This is a genomic window from Variovorax sp. LjRoot175, assembly GCF_964253805.1.
GTDB lineage: Bacteria > Pseudomonadota > Gammaproteobacteria > Burkholderiales > Burkholderiaceae_C > Variovorax.
This window is the reverse complement of sequence record NZ_CAXURY020000001.1, coordinates 3,356,585-3,376,368: the sequence shown is the minus strand read 5'-3', so window position 1 is coordinate 3,376,368 and position 19,784 is coordinate 3,356,585. Positions and strand designations below refer to the sequence as shown.

The following is a 19,784-nucleotide window of genomic DNA, read 5'->3' as shown; positions in this document are numbered from 1 at the left end:
GACAGCCATGACGGGACGCGTGCAAGGAAAAGTGGCGCTGGTGACCGGCGCGGGCGGCGGCATCGGCGCGGCCTGCGCGATGGCACTGGCGCGTGAAGGCGCCGCGGTCGCGGTCGGCGACATCGACCTGGCCGCCGCCGAGCGCCAGGTCGCAGCGATCGAGGCGGAGGGCGGCCGGGCGATCGCACTGCAGGTCGATCTCGGCGACGAGGGCTCGGTGCTCGCGATGGTCGAAGCCACCGTCTCCCGGCTCGGCGGCCTCGACATCCTGCACAACAACGCGGCCGACACACGGCTCTCGTCGACGCGCGACCGGCCGGTTGCCACCGTCGAGACCGAGGTCTGGGACGCGATCCTGCGCGTCAACCTGCGCGGCACGATGCTCGCTTGCCGGGCGGCCATCCCGCACCTGCGCCGGCGCGGCGGCGGCTCGATCGTCAACACCAGCTCGAATGCGGCGCTCGCCGGCGCGCTCTCGCACAGCGCCTACAGCGCGTCCAAGGCCGCAATCAACTCGCTGACGCAGAGCGTCGCGACGCAGCACGGCAAGGAAGGCATCCGCTGCAACGCGATCTCGCCGGGGCTGATCGTCACGCCGTCGACCAGGGACAGCTATGCCGCCTCCGGCGTCGGAGAGATCATGCTGCGCCACCATCTGACGCCGCGGCTCGGGCGGCCCGAGGACATCGCGGCCGCCGTGGTCTTCCTCGCCTCCGACGAGGCCGGCTTCATCACCGGCCAGGTGATCTGCGTCGACGGCGGTTCGCTGGCGCACCAGCCTTACGTCGCGGACTTCGCAGAGCGCGAGGCAGCATCGTGAGCGATCTGGCGCAGCGTCTGGCCCGCGTCGAGGCTGAGCTGGCGATCGGGCAACTGCCCGCGCGCTACGCCGTCGCGGTCGACTCACGCAATGTCGATGCCCTGGTCGCGCTCTTCGCCGCCGATGTGGACTGCGGCCGCTGGGGCATCGGACGCGAGGCCTTGAAGCGCTACTACGCGAGCCGGCATGTGCTCACGGGCTTCTACCGCTCGGTCCACCTGGTGTGCGGCCAGACGATCGAGCTGATCGACGCCGATCACGCGAGCGGCACGGTCTACTGCCGTGCCGGACACGAAGACAAGGACCACTGGATCGAGATGTCCATCTGCTATTTCGACCGCTATGTCCGCAGCGAAGGCCTCTGGTGCTTCGAGCGCCGCGACGAGAAGCACTGGTACTCGACCGACTGGCAGCAGCGCCCCAACCGCGGCGAGGGCGCGGGCTTCCAGAATTGGCCCGGCAAGTACGAAGGCCCGAAGTTCGCGCCGAGCCTGCCGCATGCCTGGCCGAGCTGGGCGGCCTACTGGGAGGCGCAGGGGGACGTTGCCCGACGCGCGGTGACCCATGCACCCTGATCTCGCATTCACGAGGAACTGACGCATGCGCAGGGCTGCCATCGTCTCCCCTTTGCGCACCGCCGTCGGCGCCTTCGGCGGCAGCCTGAAGCCGCTGCCCGCCGACCAGCTCGCCAGCGCCGTCCTGAAGGCGCTGGTCGCCCGCAGCGGCATCGACCCGGAGCGCATCGACGAGGTCGTGATGGCCCAGTCCTACGCCAACAGCGAGGCGCCTTGCCTCGGCCGCTATGCCGCGCTCGATGCCGGCTTGCCGGTCGCGGTGCCGGGCATGACCCTGGACCGGCGCTGCGGCTCCGGGCTGCAGGCCGTGATCGATGCGGCGATGCAGGTGCAGACCGGCGCGGCCGATGTCGTCGTGGCCGCCGGCGTCGAGAGCATGAGCAATATCGAGTACTACAGCACTGACCTGCGCTGGGGCGCGCGCGCCGGCTCGGTCACGATGCACGACCGCCTGCAGCGCGGTCGCGAGCGCTCGCAGCCCGAACACCGCTTCGGCTACATCTCCGGCATGCCCGAGACCGCCGAGAACCTGGCGGGTGACTACGGCATCTCGCGCGAGGCCGCCGATGCCTTCGCGATGCGCAGCCATCAGCGCGCCGCCGCGGCCTGGCGCGAAGGCCGCTTCGCGCACGAGGTGGTGAGCGTCGCCGTGCCGGCGAAGAAGGGCGAGGCGTTGCACTTCGCGCGCGACGAAGGCATCCGTGCCGAGACCACGATGGAGACGCTGGCGAAGCTGAAGCCCGTGCTGAAGGGCGGCACCGTGACCGCCGGCAACGCGAGCCAGCAGAACGATGCGGCCGCCGCCTGCCTGGTCGTCGCCGAGGACAAGCTGGCCGAACTGAAGCTCGAGCCGATGGCCTGGGTGCGCGGGTGGGCCGCCGCCGGCTGCGAGCCGTCGCGCATGGGCATCGGCCCCGTGCCCGCGGTGAAGAAGCTGCTGGCGCGCACCGGCCTGTCGTTCGACCGGCTCGATCTCGTCGAGCTGAACGAGGCCTTTGCGGCACAGGTGCTGGCGGTGCTGAAGGGCTGGGAATGGAACGATGCCGACCGGCTCAACGTCAATGGCGGCGGCATCTCGCTCGGACACCCGATCGGCGCGACCGGCGTGCGCATCCTCGCGACGATGCTGCACGAGCTGAAACGGCGCCAGGGCCGCTATGCGCTGGAGACGATGTGCGTCGGCGGCGGGCAGGGGCTGGCCGCGCTCTTCGAGCGGGCCGGGTCGTAGTGAACCTCACGGGTCGTACCGCATTGACAGCGCCAACTCGACGCGTTTATATTTCAGAACGGCATTCGATTATTGATACCTGATGCCCGCGAGGCAGCTCGCGACCGGTGCAGCCAGAACCAGGAGAGACACACAGTGGATACCGCCGTGAAGCCCAAGGTGCGCGTGGACTACGTTCCGGCCGAGCACTACATCTCGCGCGAGATCGTGCAGCTCGAGAAGCGCCTGCTGTGGCCCAAGGTGTGGCAGCTCGCCTGCCGCCTCGAGGAGATCCCCTTTCCGGGCGACTACGTCACCTACGACATCAACGACGAGTCGGTCATCGTCGTGCGCCAGACGCAGGACACGATCCGCGCCTTCTACAACGTGTGCCAGCACCGCGGGCGGCGCCTGACCGAAGGCTGCGGGTCGGCCGCCAGGCTGCAGTGCCGCTTCCACGGGTGGCAATGGAGCCTGGACGGCAAGGTCATCCGCATCGTCGATCGCGACGACTGGCAGGGCTGTCCCGACATGAGCGACGAGGACTTCTCGCTGCCGGAAATCAAGGTCGACACCTGGGCCGGCTTCGTCTTCGTCAATTTCGATCCGGCCTGCGAGCCGCTCGCCCGGCACCTGGCGCCGGTGCCGGAATACACCGACTGCTACGAGTTCGAGAAGATGCGCTACCGCTGGTACAAGTCGGTGCGCCTGCCCTGCAACTGGAAGGTCGCGCTGGAAGCCTTCAGCGAGGGCTACCACGTCTTCGGCACGCACCCGCAGCTGCTCGATTGCCAGGGCGACGACGTGACGCGCAGCTTCACCTTCGGCAGGCACGGCATGTTCGGCTACCCGGCGCCGGCGCGGCTGCCGGGCGCGCCGTCGCCGCGCACCGGACGGCCGGTCCCGGACGACGTGCGCCCCGGCATCGTCAAGTTCTTCGCCGACCTGGAGGACCAGCTCAAGGCGATCACCACCCAGCGCGACCTCGATGCCGCCAGGCGCATCCTCACCGAGTGCTCGCCCGACACGCCGCACCTCGAGCTGCTGATGAAGGTGGGCCAGTTCCAGGCCGAGGCCGCGATCGCCGAAGGGGCAGGCTGGCCGAACATCACGGGCGAGCAGATCTACAAGGCCGGGACCGACTGGCACGTGTTCCCGAACATGATCTTCCTGATGTCGCCCGACGGCATGCTCTTCTACCGCGCCCGGCCGGACGGCGACAACCCCGACTCCTGCTTCTACGACATCTGCTCGATCGCGCGCTACGCGCCGGGCGCCGAGCCGAAGCTCGAGCGCGAGTTCTATTGGGGCGCGGACGACTGGAAGACCGACACCGTCGAGCGCTTCGGCCTGATCCTGTCGCAGGACTTCGCCAACATGACCGAAGTGCAGAAGGGCATGAAGTCCCAGGCCTTCCGAGGCGCGCGCACGAACCCGCTGCAGGAGTCCGCGATCTCGAACTTCCACCGCGCGCTGCGCGAGATCCTGTTCGACGAGACGAGCAGGGCCTGAGGACACGATGTCGACCAACGGAACCTGGGACGAGGCCTTCGACTTCGTCATCGTCGGCAGCGGCGGCGGCTCGATGTGCGCCGCGCTGGCGGCCAAGCAGCTCGGCAAGCGCGCCTTGATCGTCGAGAAGCAGCCGCTGATCGGCGGCTCGACCGGTTTTTCCGGCGGCGTCTGGTGGGTGCCGAACAATCCGGTGATGAAACGCGCCGGCGTGGCCGACAGTGCCGAGCGCGCGCGGCAGTACCTCGATGCGGCCGTCACCTACCAAGGCCCGGGCACCAGCCCCGCGCGGCGCGATGCCTTTCTGCGCAACGGCCCGAAGATGGTCGAATTCCTCGAAGGCCAGGGCATGAGGTTCGTCTACGCCGACGGCTGGTCCGACTACTACGACGAGCTGCCCGGCGGCGAGCCGCGCGGCCGCTCGCTCCTGGCCGAGCTTTTCGACACGCGCGAGCTGGGCGAATGGGAGTCGAAGCTGTCGCGCTACAAGGGCTTCAGCCTGCCGCTGCCGACCGATCAGTTCCCGTCGCTGATGCTGGCCAAGCGCACCTGGGGCGGCAAGAAGACCGCGCTGTCGATGGTCGGACGCATGCTGAAGGCCAAGCTGACCGGCCGGCGGCTCGCCGGCGCGGGCGCGGCGATCCAGGGCCGGATGCTGCAGATCGCGCTGCGCGAGCAGCTGCCGATCTGGACCGATTCGGCCCTTGCGCAATTCGTGCTCGACGGCGATCGCGTCGTCGGCGTTGCGGTGCAGCGCGACGGCAGGCTGGTGCGCGTGCAGGCGCGCGATGGCGTGCTGATGAACGTCGGCGGCTTCTCGCGCAGCGCGGCGATGCGCCAGCGCTTCCAGCCCCAGCCGAATTCGGCCACCTGGACCAATGCCAACCCCGGCGACACCGGCGAGGCGATCGAATGGGCGATGGCGCTCGGCGCGGCGGTGGACTGCATGGACGAAGCCTGGTGGGTCGTGACCTCGCTCGCGCCGGACGGCCAGCCGCCGAAGCCCGGCGGCTATGCGGCCGACGGCACGCCGCTGCCCTTCATGCACCACCTGGACCTGTCGCTGCCGTACTCGATGATGGTCGACCAGCTCGGCGAGCGCTTCTGCGACGAGGCCGGCGCCTACATGGAGATCGGCCAGCGCATGTACCAGCGCCAGCGCGAGACCGGAAAGGCCGTGCCGAGCTGGGTCATCATGGACAGCCGCCAGCGCGCCTACTACCCCTGGGGCACCGCGCAGCCCGGCCAGGTGCCCGAGGAGTGGTTGAAGAGCGGCTACATGGTGAAGGCCGAGTCGATCGACGAGCTGGTGAAGAAGACCGGCATCGACGGGGCAGGGCTGGCGCGGACCCTCGAGCGCTTCAACGGCTTCTGCCGCAGCGGCGTCGACAGCGATTTCGGCCGCGGCTCGCGCGCCTTCGATCGTTGCCATGGCGACCCGACCGTGACGCCGAATCCCAACCTCGGCGCGATCGAGAAGCCGCCGTTCTACGCGGTGCGCATGTACCCGGGTGACGTCGGCACGGCCGGCGGCGTGGTCACCGACGAGCATGCGCGGGTGCTGCGGGAGGACGGCTCGGTCATCCACGGGCTCTATGCCACCGGCAACTGCACCGCCTCGGTGGTTGGGCGTTGCTATCCCGGCGCGGGCGCGAGCATCGGCGCCTCCTTCACCTTCGGCTACATCGCCGCGCACCACGCACTGGGCGCACCCCTGCAATGACATCGACCAGGACGAATCCATGACACCAGACACGCGCATCGACCAGGCCATCCTGGTCGACATCTACCGCCGCATGGCCCTGATCCAGCGCAGCGACGATCGCTTCCGCGCGGTCATCAAGGCCGGCAAGATCGTCGCGCCGTACTACTCGCCACGCGGGCAGGAAGCGATTCCCGCCGCGGTGTCGGTGAACCTCACGAACGAGGACACGATCTGCACCATCTACCGCGGCATCCACGACATGCTCGCCAAGGGCGTGCCGTCGAAGCTGCTGTGGGCGGAGATCGCCGGCAAGGCGACCGGCACCTGCAAGGGCAAGGGCGGCCCGATGCACATCACGCACCCGGAGTCCGGCGTGATGGTGACGACCGGGATCGTCGGCAGCAGCATGCCGATCGCCAACGGACTGGCGCTGGCGGCGCAGATCCGAGGGCAGAAGCACGTGTCCGTCGCGTATTTCGGCGATGGCGCCTCGAACATCGGCGCCTTCCACGAGGCCTTGAACATGGCGGCGGTCTGGAAGCTGCCGGTGATCTTCGTCTGCCAGAACAACGGCTATGGCGAGCACACGCGCTACGAGCTGGCCACCTCCGCGAAGCAGGTCTCCGACCGCGCCGCGGGCTACCAGATGCCCGGCGTCACGATCGACGGCAACGACCCGCTGGCGGTGTATGCGGCGGCGCGCGAGGCCGTCAGCCGCGCGCGCGCCGGCGAGGGCCCGACGCTGATCGAAGCCAAGACCTTCCGCTTCCAGGGCCACGTCTTCGGCGACGCGGACGCCTACATGGCGCCGGGCGAGAAGGAGGCTGCGATGGCGAGGGATCCGGTTCCGCGCTTCCGCAGCTGGCTGATCGAAGGAGGCGTGGCCGAATCCGAGCTGGCGGCGCTCGAGTCGGCGATCGATCGCGAGATCGACGAGGCCGTGGCTTTCGCGCTGGAGAGCCCGGTGCCGGACTTGTCCGAACTGCAGCGGGATGTGCTGGCCGAGGAGGTTGCGCAATGAATACGACAAGCACCGTGCTCGACAAGGTCAAGCCGATGAACACGATCCAGGCCGTCAACCTGGCGCTCGACGAAGCAATGGGCCTGGACCCGAACGTCATCCTGCTCGGCGAGGACATTGCCGACGGCCAAGAGGGCGGGATCGTCGGCGTGACCAAGGGGCTCTCGACCAAGTACGGCACCTCGCGCGTGCGCTCCACGCCGATTTCCGAGCAGGCGATCATCGGTGCGGCGATCGGCGCGTCGATCGTCGGCATGCGGCCGGTGGCGGAGATCATGCTGATGAACTTCACCGCGGTGGCGATGGACATGATCGTCAACCACGCGGCCAAGCTGCGCTACATGTCGGGCGGGCAGACGCATGTGCCGATCACGATTCGCACGATGACCGGCGCCGGCTTCGGCACCGGCGGCCAGCATGCCGACTACCTCGAGGCCTGGTTCGCGCACACCGCCGGCATGAAGGTGGTGGCGCCGTCGTCGCCGGCCGATGCCTACGGCTTGATGCTGTCGTGCATCTTCGACGAAGACCCTTGCCTCTTCATCGAGAACATGCCGAGCTACTGGACGCCCGGCGCGCCGCCGCAGCTCGGCCAGCGCATTCCGCTCGGAAAGGCGAAGGTGCTGCGCGAAGGCCGCGACGTGACGGTGATCAGCTACAGCCGCATGGTGCAGGACTGCGCCGCGGTCGCGGACAAGCTGGCGAAGGAAGGCGTGGAGGTCGAGCTGATCGACCTGCGCACGATCTCGCCGCTGGACGAGGCCACCTTGCTGAGCTCGGTCGCGAAGACGCGGCGCGCGGTGGTCGTGCATGAAGCGGTGCGCCGCTTCGGCGTGGGCGCCGAGATCGCCGCGCTGCTGCACGAGCACCTGTTCAGCGCGCTGAAGGCGCCGGTGCAGCGCGTCGGCGCGAACCACTCGCCGGTGCCGTTCTCCAAGACGCTGGAGGCAGCCCACGTGCCGCAGCCGGCGACGATCGAGGCGGCGATCCGCAAGACGCTGGACTGAAGCGCGACCATCCCAAACGACCGAGGACATCCCCGTGGCCACCCAGGTTCTGCTCCCCAAGATCGGCTTTTCCATGAACGAGGCGACGCTCGCCGAATGGATGGTCGCCGACGGCGCCGCCGTCACCGAAGGCCAGCCGCTGTATGCGCTGGAAAGCGACAAGTCCGTGCAGGAGGTCGAGTCGCCCGCGACCGGCACGCTGAAGATCGTGGCCCGCGTCGGCGAGGTCTACGAGGTCGGCGCGCTGCTGGCCGAGATCGCATGATCGGCGCCGACCTTCCGGCGTGGCCGGTGGTCGACTTCGCAGCCTTCGGCGAGGTCGAGCTCAGGCCGCTTTCGCGCATCCAGAGCCTGACCGCCGGGTTCCTGGCTCGCAACTGGCTGAGCATTCCGCACGTCACGCACCAGGACGACGCAGACATCACCGCGGTCGAAGCGCTGCGTGCGACGCTGGCGCCCCGGCCGAGCGCGCTGGCCTTCTTCGCGAAGGCGCTGGTGTCGGGCCTGAAGGCCTTCCCGCAGTTCAATGGGTCGCTGGACGCGAGCGGCAGGAACCTCGTGCTGAAGAAGTACTTCCACATCGGCATCGCGATCGACACGCCGCGCGGGCTCGTGGTCGGCGTGGTGCGCGACTGCGACTGCAAGCCGCTCGCCGACATTGCGGCCGACATCTCGGCCCTGTCCGCCAAGGCCCGGGGCCGCGGGCTGCCGATGAGCGACATGGAGGGCGGCTGCATCTCGATCAGCTCGCTCGGCGGCATCGGCGGCACCGGCTTCACCCCGATCGTCAACGCGCCCGAGCTCGCGATCCTCGGCATCGCCAAGGCCGAATGGAAACCTCGTCGCGGATCGGACGACGCGATCGAATGGCGGCTGAAGGTCCCGCTCTCGCTGAGCTACGACCACCGCGTGATCAACGGCGCCGACGCGGCGCGCTTCCTGCGGCATCTGGACGAGGTACTCGCCGAGCCGAAGCAGCTGCTCGCCTGAGGAAGTCCTGCAAGCCGCTCGTCATCGCGCATCCTCCAGAATCAGATCGGCCGCGCGCCATGCCATCGCCATCACCGGACCGTTGGTGTTGCCGGCGGGCATGGTCGGCGCGATCGACAGGTCCATCACGCGCAGCGCCTCGACGCCGCGCACCTTGAGCAGCGGATCGACGACGCTGCGCTCGTCGCCGCCCATGCGGCAGGTGCCGCAGGCGTGGTAGCCGCTCTGGCCGCCGCTGCGGAAGGCGTCCAGGATCTGTTCGTCGCTCTGCACCGCCGGGCCCGGTCGAGTCTCCGCTGTGATCCATGCCGCCAGGCTCGGTTGTTCCGCGACGCGGCGCATGAAGCGCATCGAGGCGATCGCGATGCGGCGGTCTTCCTCCTCGGCGAGGTAGTTGGGGTCGACCTCGGGCGGCACGTCCGGGTCGGGCGAGACGATGCGCAGATGACCCTGGCTGCGCGGGCGCAGCCCGTAGCTGAAGAGCTGCATGCCGGGGAAGTCTTCCATCGCCATGCCGCCCGCCGCGAAATCGAGCGAGAAGGGGCACATCATCAGCTGCGCGTCGGGCCGCGCGGCCCCGGGCAACGATCGGTAGAAGCCGCCGACCGGATACGAGCCCGTCGCCATCACGCCGCTGCGCGTCGACAGGTACCTGGTCGCATGGAGCCCGAGGCGCCAGCCGCTGAACTCGCGGTTCTGGGAATGGCGCCAGTCGGCGAGCCGCCACTGCGCCATGTACAGCAGGTGCTCGCGCAGGTGGAGCCCGACGGCCAGGTTGTGCGCCACCGCCCGGATTCCCAGGGAGCGAAGATGCTCGCCGTCACCGACGCCGGAGAGCTGCAGCAGGCGCGGCGATTGGAGCGCACCGGCGCAGAGGATGACCTCGCGCGTCGCGTCGAAACGCCGTGCGCGGCCATCGACCACTGCCTCGACGCCGACGGCCCGCCGGCCTTCGAACAGCACGCGGCGGACCCGCGTGTCGGTGAGCACTGTCAGGTTGGGGCGCGATCGCACCGGGGTCAGGAAGGCGGCGGCGGCGCTCTGCCGCACCCCATCGCGGATCGTGTAGCTCAGGTAGGCGATGCCTTCGTGATCGAGACGATTGAGGTCGTCGCGGCGCTCGAGGCCCAGGCGCGCACAGGCGGCGATCGTTGCTTCTGCCAGCTCGGTGCGCTCGCCGTGCGGCGTCACCTTCAGCGGCCCGCCGGCGCCGCGCAGGTCGTCGGCGCCGAGTGCGTGGTCTTCGATCGCCTTGAAGCTCTTCGCGATTTCGGCCCAGCCCCAGCCGGCGGCGCCCTGCGAGGCCCACTCGTCGTAGTCCGCAGGATGACCGCGCATGTAGACCATGCCGTTGATCGCGCTCGAGCCGCCGAGCATCTTCCCGCGCGCCCAGACCTCCTGCCGGCTGCCGTTGCCGGCGTGGGGCGCCACAGGGATGTAGTCGGCATGCTTCGGGTCCGCTAGCAGCTTGCCGAAGCCCTTGGGCATGGCGATCAGGGGGCTGTGGTCCTCGGGCCCGGCTTCGATCAGCAGCACCCGGTGGCCGGGGTTCTCGCTGAGGCGGTTGGCCAGCACGCAGCCGGCCGAGCCGGCGCCGACGATGAGGTAGGTCGCGTCGGTCACTGCAGCGCTCAGTCGAAGCGCACGTGGATGTGCTTGGGCACGCGCATCATCGTGCCCTGGATCCGCGGTGGCGGCATGTCGGGATCGAGGCGCAGGTTCGGCAGATGGTCGAGGATCGCATTCAGCGCCCGCGCCATCTCGACGCGCGCGAGGTGCTGGCCGATGCACACATGGGGCCCGAACGCAAACGCGAAATGGCGCTGTTTCTTGCGGAAGATGTCGAAGCGGTCCGGGTTCTCGAAGCGCGAGGGATCGCGGTTCGCCGAGCCCGAAGCCACCGAAAGGCAGGCGCCTGCCGGCAGCTTCACCCCGCAGAGTTCGGTGTCGACCGAGGGTGTGCGTGTCGCGATCAGCACAGGGCCGTCCCAGCGCAAGGCTTCCTCGATCGCCTGCGGAATCAGCGAGCGGTCCTTGCGCACCGCCTCGAGCTGGTCCGGATGGGTCAGCAGGCCGGTCAGCAGGATGCTCGTGCCTCGGTAGGTGGTGTCGCCGCCTGCATTGACGAGCTGCCGCAGGAAGGAGATCAGGATCTCTTCGGGCAGGCGCTCGCCGTCGACCTCGGCATGTGACAGCAGGCTCACGAGGTCATCGCCCGGGTCCGCGCGCCGCTCCTGCAACAGGGCCTTGAAATACACGCCCAGCTTGTGCGACGCCTCGGTGCCGTGGGCCACGTCGTACGAAACCACCGTCTGCGCGATCGCCAGCTTGTGGAAGATGCCGACGTCCTCCGGCGGCAGGTCCAGCTGCCTGTAGATGATCTGGAACGGGTAGTGGTGGGTGAACTCCTGCACCAGATCGGCTCGGCCGCGGCCGCTGAACTTCTCCATCAGCGACGCCACGACGGGATCGACCAGCGTCTCGCCCCACTTCGATACCGTGTTCGGCAGGAAAGCCTTCTGGAAGATCTTGCGATAGCGCGGATGGTCCGGCGCATCCATCGTGCTCACGCTCTGGCCGAACGAGATGCCCAGGTTGCGCGCGTAGATGCCGTTCGAGTAGGTCTGCGGATCCAGGAAGACGCTCTCGACCGCGTCGTAGCCGAGCACCAGGTACGCCGGCAGAGCCACCATCGTCACGTCCGGATGCAGGCCCAGCGCGCTCCGGTAGTCGATGGCATGCACCGGCCCTTGTTCGCGCCACCGGGCAAGCTGCGGGTAGGGATCGTCGTGCTCGCCGAACGCGGCGTCATCGGAGACGAACGGGTCGTAGGCCGGGTCGTCGAAGTCCTGGATGCGGGGGATGGCGCCCATCATGATCCTTGTCGATATCGGCGGCATTGATATTGCAGAACGATATTCAACTATACGACTTCGCTTTCTACGTAACGCGAGCAACTCTCTCGGGTTTTCCCGGATCATGACTGATTAATTTCAGAATAGTATTCGCGGAATAGAACGACTGTCATGCGGATAGTCGCACGGTGTTGATGGGGTCGCCGGCGCAGGGGTCGCCTGAGGAGACTGAAATGCTCAGTGGTCTGAAAGTGTTGGCAATCGGCTCGGCAGTGGGCTTGTTCGGCTCGCTGGGCTATCTGAAGTCGGACGCGTCCGATGAAGCGCGCGCCGCGGCCCCCTCGAAGGCCGAGGTCTGCCGGGCGGGCGGCAGCAACCTGCCGGCTGCGACGGCCCAGGAGTGCTACCGGGAGATGGTTCGTGCCTACGGCCATCTGGGAGGTTCGATCGGCCAGGTCTTCGCGGCGTCGCGCCGCTGAGGTCGGCGCCTCGCCGACCGCGTCCGGGCTCGGGCGCACCGCGCGACGAGCCTGAGCCGGAATTCGCTTCGGATGCCCTGCGATGCCATCGCGCGATGGCTTGTGCAGGCGCGTCTGCCCCCTGACGGAATTGCCCTGCGGCCGCCCGTGGCGTCGGGCTGCACCGGCATGTGAAGGCATGCTGCAAAGGGTTTGCAATGTTCTTAAAGTAGACTATCATTCGACTATACGAACAGCGAGGTGAGTCTTATGAACAGCCTGCAAATCGATTCGAATGGCACGTTGACCGAACTCGTCGCATTCAAGTGGCTGATGGCCGGGCGCGGCTGGTGGGTGGATGTGCCGCGCTTCTGGCGCGACGCGGCCTACGCACGCGAGTGCGCACAGAAGGGCGCCGAAAGCGGTCTGGAGCTGCTCGCGCGCAGCAGCGCCGCCTTGCTGGCGCAGGTGCCGCGACCGACACTCCAGGGGACCTGATCCTCACTTCACTGCCATGTCCAGAAAGCCCTTCTCGCACATTCGCGTTCTCGATCTGTCGCGCGTCATCGCCGGCCCGCTGGCCGCGCAGATGCTCGGCGACCTCGGTGCCGAGGTGATCAAGGTCGAGCGCCCCGGCGCGGGCGACGATGCGCGCAGGATGGGCCCGCCGTTCCTGAAGGACCGCGACGGCCGCGACACGCACGAGACGCCGATCATCCTGGGCAGCAACCGCAACAAGAAGTCGATCACGCTCGACCTCGCCCAGCCCGAGGGCCAGGGGCTGGCGCGCCGGCTGGCCGCGATGTCGGACGTGCTGGTCGAGAACTTCAAGGTCGGCGACCTGAAGCGCTACGGCCTGGACCAGGCAAGCCTGCGCGAGCTCAATCCGCGCCTCGTCTATTGCTCGGTGACCGGCTTCGGCCAGACCGGGCCCTATGCGCCGCGCCCCGGCTACGACTCGATCTTCCAGGCCATGGGGGGCCTCATGAGCGTGACCGGCTATCCGGACGAGGAGGGCGGTGCGCCGGTCAAGACCGGCCCTTCGATCGCCGACTTCGTGGCCGGGCAGTTCGCCGCGATCGGCGTGATCACGGCCCTTTACGAGCGCGATGCGAACCGCGAGGCCAGCGGCGGCCGCGGCCAGCACGTCGATGTCGCGCTCTTCGACTCGCTGGTGGCTTCGCTGTCGCACTACGCGGCGCAGTACCTGGCGACGGGCGAGGTGCCGGTGCGGCGCGGCACGCAGGGCAGCGGCGGCTTGCCGTCGCAGGTCTTCCCCTGCGCCGATGGCGGCGTGATGGTGGTGTGCGGCAATGACGAGCAATACCGTCGCTTCTGCAGCGCGCTCGATCACCCCGAGCTCGCCGACGACCCGCGCTTCGCGACCAACCCGCTGCGCGTGGGCAACCGCAAGCCGCTCGCCGCCACCTTCGATGCGATCACGCGCCGCTGGCGCCAGGCCGACCTGCTCGCCGCGATGGAAGCGGCCGGCGTGCCGGCCGGGCCGATCCGCGATCTCAAGCAGGTGTTCGACGATCCGCAGGCGCAGCACCGCGGCCTGGCCGCGGAGGTACCGCATCCACTGGCCGGCAGTGTCAGGATCTGCACCAATCCGATCAAGTTCTCGGACACGCCGATCACCGACTACACCGCGCCGCCGACGCTGGGCCAGCACAACGACGAGATCTACCGCGGCCTGCTCGGCCTGGCCGCCGAGGAGATCGAACGCTTGAAGTCGAAGGGCATCGTGTGAGCGGCGAGCGCGATGCGCTGGTCGTCATCGGTGCCGGACATGCCGGCACCGAGCTCGCGGTGCAGGCGCGCGAGGCCGGATGGCAGGGCCGCATTCAGCTGGTCGGCGACGAGACCGCGCTGCCCTACCACCGGCCGCCGCTGTCGAAGGCCTACCTGGCCGGCACCGCGACGCTCGACTCGCTGCACCTGAAGGCGCGCGCCACGCTCGAGAAGGCCGGCGTCGAGCTGGTGCAGGGCCGGCGCGTGCAGGCCGTGGACCGAGCGGACCGGCGCGTCGCGTTCGAGGACGGCTCCTCGATCGGCTATGCGCGGCTCGCGCTGGCCACCGGTGGGCGCCCGCGTCCGCTGCCGGCGGCGATCGTGGGCGCGGCCGTTGGCGCCGACAACTTCCACTACCTGCGCACGCTCGCCGACGTCGATCGCATCCGCCGGCACTTCGAGCCCGGTGCGCGCGTCGCGATCGTCGGCGGCGGCTACATCGGCCTCGAGGTGGCCGCGGTGGCGGTGAAGGCCGGGCTGAAGGTCACCGTGCTGGAGGCGGCCGACCGCGTGCTCGCGCGGGTGACCGCGCCGCGCGTGTCGTCCTTCTACGAGCAGGTGCACCGCGAAGCCGGCGTCGACCTGCGCGTCGGCGTGCAGGTCGACGGCTTCGCGCTCGATGCGGCGCGCCGCAGGGTCACCGGCGTGCATTGCGCCGACGGCGAGCGCCTGGCCTGCGACCTGGTGATCGTCGGCATCGGCCTGGTGCCCAATACCGAGCTCGCCGCCGCCGCCGGCCTTGCGGTCGACGACGGCATCCGCATCGACGCCTGCGCACGCACCAGCGACCCGCAGGTCGTCGCGGCCGGCGATTGCACGCGCTTCGACAGCGCGCTGTATGGCCGCTGCGTGCGGCTCGAGTCGGTGCCGAATGCGCTCGAACAGGCGCGCTCCGCGGCGGCGGCGCTGCTCGGGCATGAGCGGCCGTTCGAGAGCGCGCCGTGGTTCTGGTCCGACCAGTACGACCTGAAGCTGAAGATGGTCGGCCTGTCGCAGGGCCATGACCAGTTCCTGTTGCGCGGCTCGGTCGAGCAGCGCTCGTTCTCGGCCTTCTACCTGAAGGGCGAACGCGTGATCGCGGTCGACACCGTGAATCGCCCGGCCGAGTTCATGCTGGCCAGGCGCATCGTCGGCGAACGCATGGCCATCCCGCCCGAGCGGCTGGTCGACGACGGCGCGCCGCTGAAGAGCCTGCTTGCGGAAGCCTTGCCCCAATAAGGAGAAAACCACCGTGCCCCGTTTCACGATCATCGAGCACACCGGTGCCGAGCACCAGGTCGACGCCGAAGTCGGCCAGTCGGTCATGCAGGGCGCCATCGACGCCCTAGTGCCCGGCATCCTCGCCGACTGCGGCGGCTCTTGCAGCTGCGCTACCTGTCACTGCTACGTCGACGAAACCTGGATGTCCAGGCTGCCGCCGCCGGAATCCACCGAGCGCGACATGCTCGAGTGCGTGCTCGAGCAGCGCGAGACAAGCCGCCTGTCGTGCCAGTTGCGCGTCACGCCCGCGATCGAGGGCCTCGTGATCCGCCTGCCCGCATCGCAAGTCTGAAGCACCCCAATTCGAGCCGTGCCGCGACCGCGCGGCATGGCATCCCATCCCCGGAGAACCTGATGACGACCACCACCACTTCTGCTGCACCGCTCTTCAAGGGCCCGATCTTCGACGGCGACACCCATCTCTACGAAACCCCCGATTCCTTCAGCCGCTACCTGCCCGAACAGTTCAGGAAGGATTGGAGCTACGAGTGGAAGGTCGGCGCCGACGGCGAATACGCGATGTACGTGGGCCAGCGCAAGGTTGAGATCAGTGCCGGCTATTACTCCGAGGACGGCCGCGTGCCGCCGCCGGGCAAGCTGCACGAGTGGCTGCGCGCGCAGAAGGAGGGCAAGGAGAACGTCGACATGCGCGTGCCGATGACCGAAGACATGTATGCCCGCGACGCCCGCCTCGCGAAGATGGACGAGTTCGGCGTCGAAGGCTGCTTCCTCTACTGCGGCAACATGGTCGCGTCGATCAGCTACCTCGACGAGCCGAAGGCCGCGGCGGCGGTGATGCATGCCTACAACCGCTGGATGCTCGACGACTGGGGCTTCAACTACAAGGACCGCATCTACTCCGCGCCGCTGGTCTCGCTCGACGACCTGGATGCGGCCTGCGCCGAGGCCGAATGGGCCATCAGGAACGGCACGCGCCTGTTCCTGATGCCGATGGGGCCCTTCGGCGGCAAGCCGCCGGCGCATCCTGACTTCGACCGCTTCTGGTCCATCCTCAACGAAGCGCACTGCCGCGTGGTCTATCACGTGTCGGAGGCGATCTACATGAAGGACCACATGGCGGTGTGGGGCGAGCCGGTGCAGCAGTCGCGCCAGCGCCAGACTGCCTTCGTCTGGATGCACGGCTACAGCGAGCGGCCGGTGGTGGAGACGATCTCGTCGCTGATCTTCTGGAACTTTTTCGCGCGCTTCCCCAACCTGCGCGTACTGTCGGCCGAGAACGGCGCCGAGTGGGTGCCGACCATGCTGATCAAGATGGACAAGTGCCGCGGCATGGCGAAGAACGGTTACTGGCCGGGCGGGCAGCTGAAGGAGCGGCCGAGCCGGATCTTCCAGCGCCATGTCAGCGTGGTGGCCTATCCGGAGGACGACCTGAAGACGATCGTCGACCAGGTCGGTTCGCACGAGTGGATGATCATGGGCTCGGACTACCCGCATGCCGAAGGCGTGCCGGCGCCGCGCGACTTCGCCGACGAGGCCTGCAAGCAGCTCGGTGCCGAGCAGACGCAGGGCGTGATGCATGACAACGGCCGGCGCTTCCTCGCGCCGGTGGTGTGAAGCATGAAGACCAAGGTGAGTGCGCTGCTCGGCAGCCGGCTTCCCGTCGTGCAGAGCGGCATGCGCTGGGCCTCGCGCGCCGAGCTGGTCTCCGCGGTCTCGAACGCCGGCGCCTTCGGCATCCTGTCGGCGCACACGCAGCCGGATGCCGAGGCGCTGCGCCGCGAGATCGAGCGCACCCGTTCGATGACCGATCGGCCCTTCGGCGTCAACCTGACGCTGCTGCCGGGCGCCAGCGGCGTTGACGTCGATGGCTACGTGCGGGTGGTCTGCGAAGAGCGCATTCCGGTCGTCGAGACGGCCGGCGGCAGCCCGGCCCGGTATCTCGATGCGCTGAAGGATGCCGGCGTCAAGGTGATGCACAAGGCCACCAGCGTGCGCCATGCGCTGAAGGCCGAGTCGCTCGGCGTCGATGCGGTGATCATCGACGGCTTCGAATGCGCCGGCCACCCGGGCGCTGACGACGTGCCGGGCCTGGTGCTGATCCCGGCCGCGGCGCGGGCGCTGAAGATCCCGGTGCTGGCCGCCGGCGGCATTGCCGACGGGCGCGGCCTGGTCGCGGCCCTGGCGCTGGGCGCCGAGGGCGTCTGCATGGGCACGCGCTTCCTGTTGACGCGCGAGTCGCCCCTGCACCCGCAGGTCAAGGCGCGCATGCTCGCCGCGTCTGAAACCGACACCACGCTGGTCGGCCGCCGCTTCGGTGACAGCATCCGCGTGCTGAAGAACCGCACGGCCGCCGAAGCGCTCGCCCTCGAGGCGCAGCCGGCGACGACGCACGGGGACCTCCTGCCGCTGATCGGCGCGCCGCGCTGGATGCAGGCGATGGAAAGCGGCGCCGCGGACGATGCGGCGCTGCCGATCGGCCAGTGCGTCGGCCTGATCGACGATCTGCCCAGCTGCGCCGAGCTGGTCGAGCGCATGCTGGTGGAGGCGCGCGCCGCGATCGAGCAGCGTCTGCCGGCGCTGCTGGGCGCCGCCTAGGCCCAGGCCATGAACGATCCATCCGATCCATCCGCGCCCATCGATGTCGCGCCCTTGTTCGAACCGATCGCGATCCGCGGCCTCCAGCTCGCCAACCGCATCGTGATGGCGCCGATGACGCGCAACTTCTCGCCCGGCGGCGTCCCGGGCGAGGACGTCGCCGCCTACTACCGCCGCCGTGCCGAGGGCGGCACCGGCTTGCTGATCACCGAGGGCGTGGGCATCGATCATCCCGCGGCGCTCGGGGATGCGGGCCTCGGCGAAAGCAACCTGCCGCATCTCCATGGCGAGGCGGCGCTCGCCGGCTGGAAGCGCGTCGTCGATGCGGTGCATGCCGCCGGCGGCCGGATCGTGCCGCAGCTCTGGCACCAGGGCGTGATGCGCGAACCCGGGACCGGCCCGCATCCGGAGGCCGCGTCGCTGCGTCCATCGGGTCTCTGGGGCCCGGCGGGCCGCATGACCTCGATCGACCCGGCATACGCCGAACGCGTGCAGGCGCCGACACGGCCAATGACCGAGCGCGAGATCCAGGACGTGATCGATGCCTACGCGCGCAGCGCCCGTCACGCGCGCGAGGCCGGTTTCGACGGCATCGCGATCCACGGTGCGCACGGCTACCTGATCGACACCTTTCTGTGGGACGAGACCAACCGCCGCAGCGACGCCTGGGGCGGCGAGCGGCGCGCCCGCGCGCGCTTCGCCGCCGAAGTGGTGCGCGCGATCCGGCGCGAGGTGGGCGAGTCGTTGCCGATCTTCTTCCGCTTCTCGCAGTGGAAGCAGCAGGACTTCAAGGCCCGCCTCGCTTCGACGCCGCAGGAGCTCGAGGAGGTGCTCGGCCCGATTGCCGATGCCGGCGTCGACGTGTTCGACGGCAGCGTGCGCTATTTCGACCGCGCCGAGTTCGAGGGCTCGCCGCTGAACCTGTCGGGCTGGGCCAGGAAGCTCACCGGCAAGCTCGCGATGGCGATCGGCGGCATCGGGCTGGACCGCGGCTTCTACGATTCGAAGCGCGACGGCCGTGCCGGCGGGTCAGACAATGTCGCGCTGCTGATGAAGCGATTCGAGCGCGCCGAGTTCGATCTGGTCGCGGTCGGCCGCGCGCTCTTGAACGAACCGAGATGGACCGAGAAGCTGCGTCACGGGCACGCGTTGCCGGCCTTCGACGAGCAGCGGATGAAGGAGTTGTACTGATGAGTGAGGCCATCACCTGGGCGCTCGCCGACACCGGCGTGCTGACCCTGACGATCGACCGCCCCGAGGTCAGGAACGCGATCGACACCGCTGGGCAGAACCTGCTGGTGCGCCGGCTGGTCGATGCAGCGCGCCATCCGCGCGTGAAGGTCGTCGTGCTGACCGGCGCCCGCGCGGCCTTTTGCACCGGTGCCGACGTGCGCTCGATGGGCGCGCCGGACCCGGACGACGCGATCGCGCAGGAGTTCGGCCAGACCGGGCTCTGGCAGGCGCACGAGGCGCGGGTCGACCGCCTGCGGCGCCTCGCCGAAGCCTCGTTCCTGCTGCACGACATGGGCAAGCCGACGATCGCGAAGCTGCGTGGGCCGGCGGCCGGGCTCGGCTTCTCGCTCGCCCTCGCGTGCGATTTCCGCATCGCCGCCGACAATGCCTTCTTCGTCTCGAGCTTCGCGAAGATCGGCACGCCGGGCGACTACGGCGGCAGCTACTTCCTCACGCAACTCGTCGGCCCCTCGAAGGCAAAGGAGATCTACATGCTCTGCGACCGTGTCGGCGCCGCCGAGGCGCTGGCGCTGGGCATGGTCAACCGCGTCCTGCCCGACGCCGAGCTCGATGCCGCGACCGACGCGTTCGCACTGCGGCTGGCGAACGGGCCGGCGCTCGCCTGGCGGGCGATCAAGGAGAACGTCCACGCCGCCGCGCACCAGACGCTGCAGCAGGTGCTCGACCTCGAGGCGCGCAACATGATCCGCTGCCGCCTGAGCGAGGACTGCAAGGAGGCGCTCGCGGCCTTCCAGCAGAAGCGCGAGCCGCGCTTCGAAGGGCGGTGATGC

At 69.1% G+C, this 19,784-nt stretch carries 20 protein-coding genes; 18 read left to right on the top strand and 2 right to left on the bottom strand.

Annotation, left to right across the window (positions count from 1 at the left end; genetic code table 11):
• The first annotated feature begins 7 nt into the window (after positions 1-7).
• The 9 genes from ACSQ89_RS16820 (at position 8) to ACSQ89_RS16780 (ending at position 8,837) form a co-directional block, all read left to right on the top strand.
• Entirely contained in the window at positions 8-820 is an 813-nt protein-coding gene (locus tag ACSQ89_RS16820) for an SDR family NAD(P)-dependent oxidoreductase (protein WP_436295637.1), read from the top strand.
• Complete coding sequence (locus tag ACSQ89_RS16815; protein ID WP_436295638.1) at positions 817-1,395, top strand: nuclear transport factor 2 family protein; 579 nt, start codon at positions 817-819, stop codon at positions 1,393-1,395. Before ACSQ89_RS16820 ends, ACSQ89_RS16815 begins: the two co-directional genes overlap by 4 nt.
• Before the next feature lie 25 nt (positions 1,396-1,420).
• Positions 1,421-2,623, top strand: a complete 1,203-nt coding sequence (locus tag ACSQ89_RS16810; RefSeq protein WP_436295639.1) for an acetyl-CoA C-acetyltransferase — start codon at positions 1,421-1,423, stop codon at positions 2,621-2,623.
• 135 nt (positions 2,624-2,758) lie between these two features.
• Entirely contained in the window at positions 2,759-4,114 is a 1,356-nt protein-coding gene (locus ACSQ89_RS16805) for an aromatic ring-hydroxylating oxygenase subunit alpha (RefSeq protein ID WP_436295640.1), read from the top strand.
• Positions 4,115-4,121: 7 nt separating this feature from the next.
• On the top strand, positions 4,122-5,837 hold the full coding sequence (locus ACSQ89_RS16800) for an FAD-binding protein (protein WP_436295641.1): 1,716 nt from the start codon (positions 4,122-4,124) through the stop codon (positions 5,835-5,837).
• A gap of 19 nt (positions 5,838-5,856) precedes the next feature.
• Positions 5,857-6,840, top strand: coding sequence for a thiamine pyrophosphate-dependent dehydrogenase E1 component subunit alpha (locus tag ACSQ89_RS16795; protein ID WP_093103554.1), 984 nt, complete (start codon positions 5,857-5,859; stop codon positions 6,838-6,840).
• Positions 6,837-7,847, top strand: a complete 1,011-nt coding sequence (locus tag ACSQ89_RS16790; protein WP_436295642.1) for an alpha-ketoacid dehydrogenase subunit beta — start codon at positions 6,837-6,839, stop codon at positions 7,845-7,847. Before ACSQ89_RS16795 ends, ACSQ89_RS16790 begins: the two co-directional genes overlap by 4 nt.
• Positions 7,848-7,881: 34 nt before the next feature.
• Positions 7,882-8,112, top strand: coding sequence for a biotin/lipoyl-containing protein (locus ACSQ89_RS16785; protein ID WP_093103551.1), 231 nt, complete (start codon positions 7,882-7,884; stop codon positions 8,110-8,112).
• The gene (locus ACSQ89_RS16780) at positions 8,109-8,837 is read left to right on the top strand and encodes a 2-oxo acid dehydrogenase subunit E2 (RefSeq protein ID WP_436295643.1); all 729 of its coding nucleotides are present in this window, start codon (positions 8,109-8,111) and stop codon (positions 8,835-8,837) included. The genes ACSQ89_RS16785 and ACSQ89_RS16780 overlap by 4 nt, the downstream gene beginning before the upstream one ends.
• 21 nt (positions 8,838-8,858) lie before the next feature.
• On the opposite strand, the gene ACSQ89_RS16775 is transcribed toward ACSQ89_RS16780, so the two are convergent.
• The gene (locus ACSQ89_RS16775; protein ID WP_436295644.1) at positions 8,859-10,460 is read right to left on the bottom strand and encodes a GMC family oxidoreductase; all 1,602 of its coding nucleotides are present in this window, start codon (positions 10,458-10,460) and stop codon (positions 8,859-8,861) included.
• Between the two features lie 8 nt (positions 10,461-10,468).
• Complete coding sequence (locus tag ACSQ89_RS16770) at positions 10,469-11,710, bottom strand: cytochrome P450 (protein ID WP_436295645.1); 1,242 nt, start codon at positions 11,708-11,710, stop codon at positions 10,469-10,471.
• 215 nt (positions 11,711-11,925) lie between these two features.
• On the opposite strand from ACSQ89_RS16770, the gene ACSQ89_RS16765 reads away from it, so the two are divergent.
• The 9 genes from ACSQ89_RS16765 (at position 11,926) to ACSQ89_RS16725 (ending at position 19,781) form a co-directional block, all read left to right on the top strand.
• Positions 11,926-12,171: a hypothetical protein gene (locus ACSQ89_RS16765; RefSeq protein WP_436295646.1), complete on the top strand. Its 246-nt coding sequence runs from the start codon at positions 11,926-11,928 to the stop codon at positions 12,169-12,171.
• 249 nt (positions 12,172-12,420) lie between these two features.
• Positions 12,421-12,648 (top strand): hypothetical protein, encoded by a 228-nt coding sequence (locus ACSQ89_RS16760; protein WP_093103542.1) that lies wholly within the window; start codon positions 12,421-12,423, stop codon positions 12,646-12,648.
• 16 nt (positions 12,649-12,664) lie between these two features.
• Positions 12,665-13,903, top strand: a complete 1,239-nt coding sequence (locus ACSQ89_RS16755; RefSeq protein WP_436295647.1) for a CaiB/BaiF CoA transferase family protein — start codon at positions 12,665-12,667, stop codon at positions 13,901-13,903.
• Positions 13,900-15,162 (top strand): NAD(P)/FAD-dependent oxidoreductase, encoded by a 1,263-nt coding sequence (locus ACSQ89_RS16750; protein WP_436295648.1) that lies wholly within the window; start codon positions 13,900-13,902, stop codon positions 15,160-15,162. The genes ACSQ89_RS16755 and ACSQ89_RS16750 overlap by 4 nt, the downstream gene beginning before the upstream one ends.
• Before the next feature lie 13 nt (positions 15,163-15,175).
• Positions 15,176-15,496, top strand: a complete 321-nt coding sequence (locus ACSQ89_RS16745) for a 2Fe-2S iron-sulfur cluster-binding protein (RefSeq protein WP_436295649.1) — start codon at positions 15,176-15,178, stop codon at positions 15,494-15,496.
• A 62-nt stretch (positions 15,497-15,558) separates the two neighbouring features.
• Entirely contained in the window at positions 15,559-16,779 is a 1,221-nt protein-coding gene (locus tag ACSQ89_RS16740; protein ID WP_093103536.1) for an amidohydrolase family protein, read from the top strand.
• A 3-nt stretch (positions 16,780-16,782) separates the two neighbouring features.
• On the top strand, positions 16,783-17,760 hold the full coding sequence (locus ACSQ89_RS16735; protein WP_436295650.1) for an NAD(P)H-dependent flavin oxidoreductase: 978 nt from the start codon (positions 16,783-16,785) through the stop codon (positions 17,758-17,760).
• Between the two features lie 9 nt (positions 17,761-17,769).
• Entirely contained in the window at positions 17,770-18,951 is a 1,182-nt protein-coding gene (locus tag ACSQ89_RS16730) for an NADH:flavin oxidoreductase (RefSeq protein WP_436295651.1), read from the top strand.
• The gene (locus ACSQ89_RS16725) at positions 18,951-19,781 is read left to right on the top strand and encodes an enoyl-CoA hydratase (protein WP_436295652.1); all 831 of its coding nucleotides are present in this window, start codon (positions 18,951-18,953) and stop codon (positions 19,779-19,781) included. Before ACSQ89_RS16730 ends, ACSQ89_RS16725 begins: the two co-directional genes overlap by 1 nt.
• Positions 19,782-19,784: the final 3 nt, after the last annotated feature.

What these genes read in the sequence shown, in the direction of transcription:
- ACSQ89_RS16760 (WP_093103542.1), top strand. Translation starts at nt 12,421, where the DNA reads ATGAACAGCCTGCAAATCGATTCGAATGGCACGTTGACCGAACTCGTC.
- ACSQ89_RS16800 (WP_436295641.1), top strand. Translation starts at nt 4,122, where the DNA reads ATGTCGACCAACGGAACCTGGGACGAGGCCTTCGACTTCGTCATCGTC.
- ACSQ89_RS16740 (WP_093103536.1), top strand. Translation starts at nt 15,559, where the DNA reads ATGACGACCACCACCACTTCTGCTGCACCGCTCTTCAAGGGCCCGATC.
- ACSQ89_RS16790 (WP_436295642.1), top strand. Translation starts at nt 6,837, where the DNA reads ATGAATACGACAAGCACCGTGCTCGACAAGGTCAAGCCGATGAACACG.
- ACSQ89_RS16780 (WP_436295643.1), top strand. Translation starts at nt 8,109, where the DNA reads ATGATCGGCGCCGACCTTCCGGCGTGGCCGGTGGTCGACTTCGCAGCC.
- ACSQ89_RS16755 (WP_436295647.1), top strand. Translation starts at nt 12,665, where the DNA reads ATGTCCAGAAAGCCCTTCTCGCACATTCGCGTTCTCGATCTGTCGCGC.
- ACSQ89_RS16795 (WP_093103554.1), top strand. Translation starts at nt 5,857, where the DNA reads ATGACACCAGACACGCGCATCGACCAGGCCATCCTGGTCGACATCTAC.
- ACSQ89_RS16725 (WP_436295652.1), top strand. Translation starts at nt 18,951, where the DNA reads ATGAGTGAGGCCATCACCTGGGCGCTCGCCGACACCGGCGTGCTGACC.
- ACSQ89_RS16770 (WP_436295645.1), bottom strand. Translation starts at nt 11,710, where the DNA reads ATGGGCGCCATCCCCCGCATCCAGGACTTCGACGACCCGGCCTACGAC.
- ACSQ89_RS16730 (WP_436295651.1), top strand. Translation starts at nt 17,770, where the DNA reads ATGAACGATCCATCCGATCCATCCGCGCCCATCGATGTCGCGCCCTTG.
- ACSQ89_RS16765 (WP_436295646.1), top strand. Translation starts at nt 11,926, where the DNA reads ATGCTCAGTGGTCTGAAAGTGTTGGCAATCGGCTCGGCAGTGGGCTTG.
- ACSQ89_RS16820 (WP_436295637.1), top strand. Translation starts at nt 8, where the DNA reads ATGACGGGACGCGTGCAAGGAAAAGTGGCGCTGGTGACCGGCGCGGGC.
- ACSQ89_RS16810 (WP_436295639.1), top strand. Translation starts at nt 1,421, where the DNA reads ATGCGCAGGGCTGCCATCGTCTCCCCTTTGCGCACCGCCGTCGGCGCC.
- ACSQ89_RS16735 (WP_436295650.1), top strand. Translation starts at nt 16,783, where the DNA reads ATGAAGACCAAGGTGAGTGCGCTGCTCGGCAGCCGGCTTCCCGTCGTG.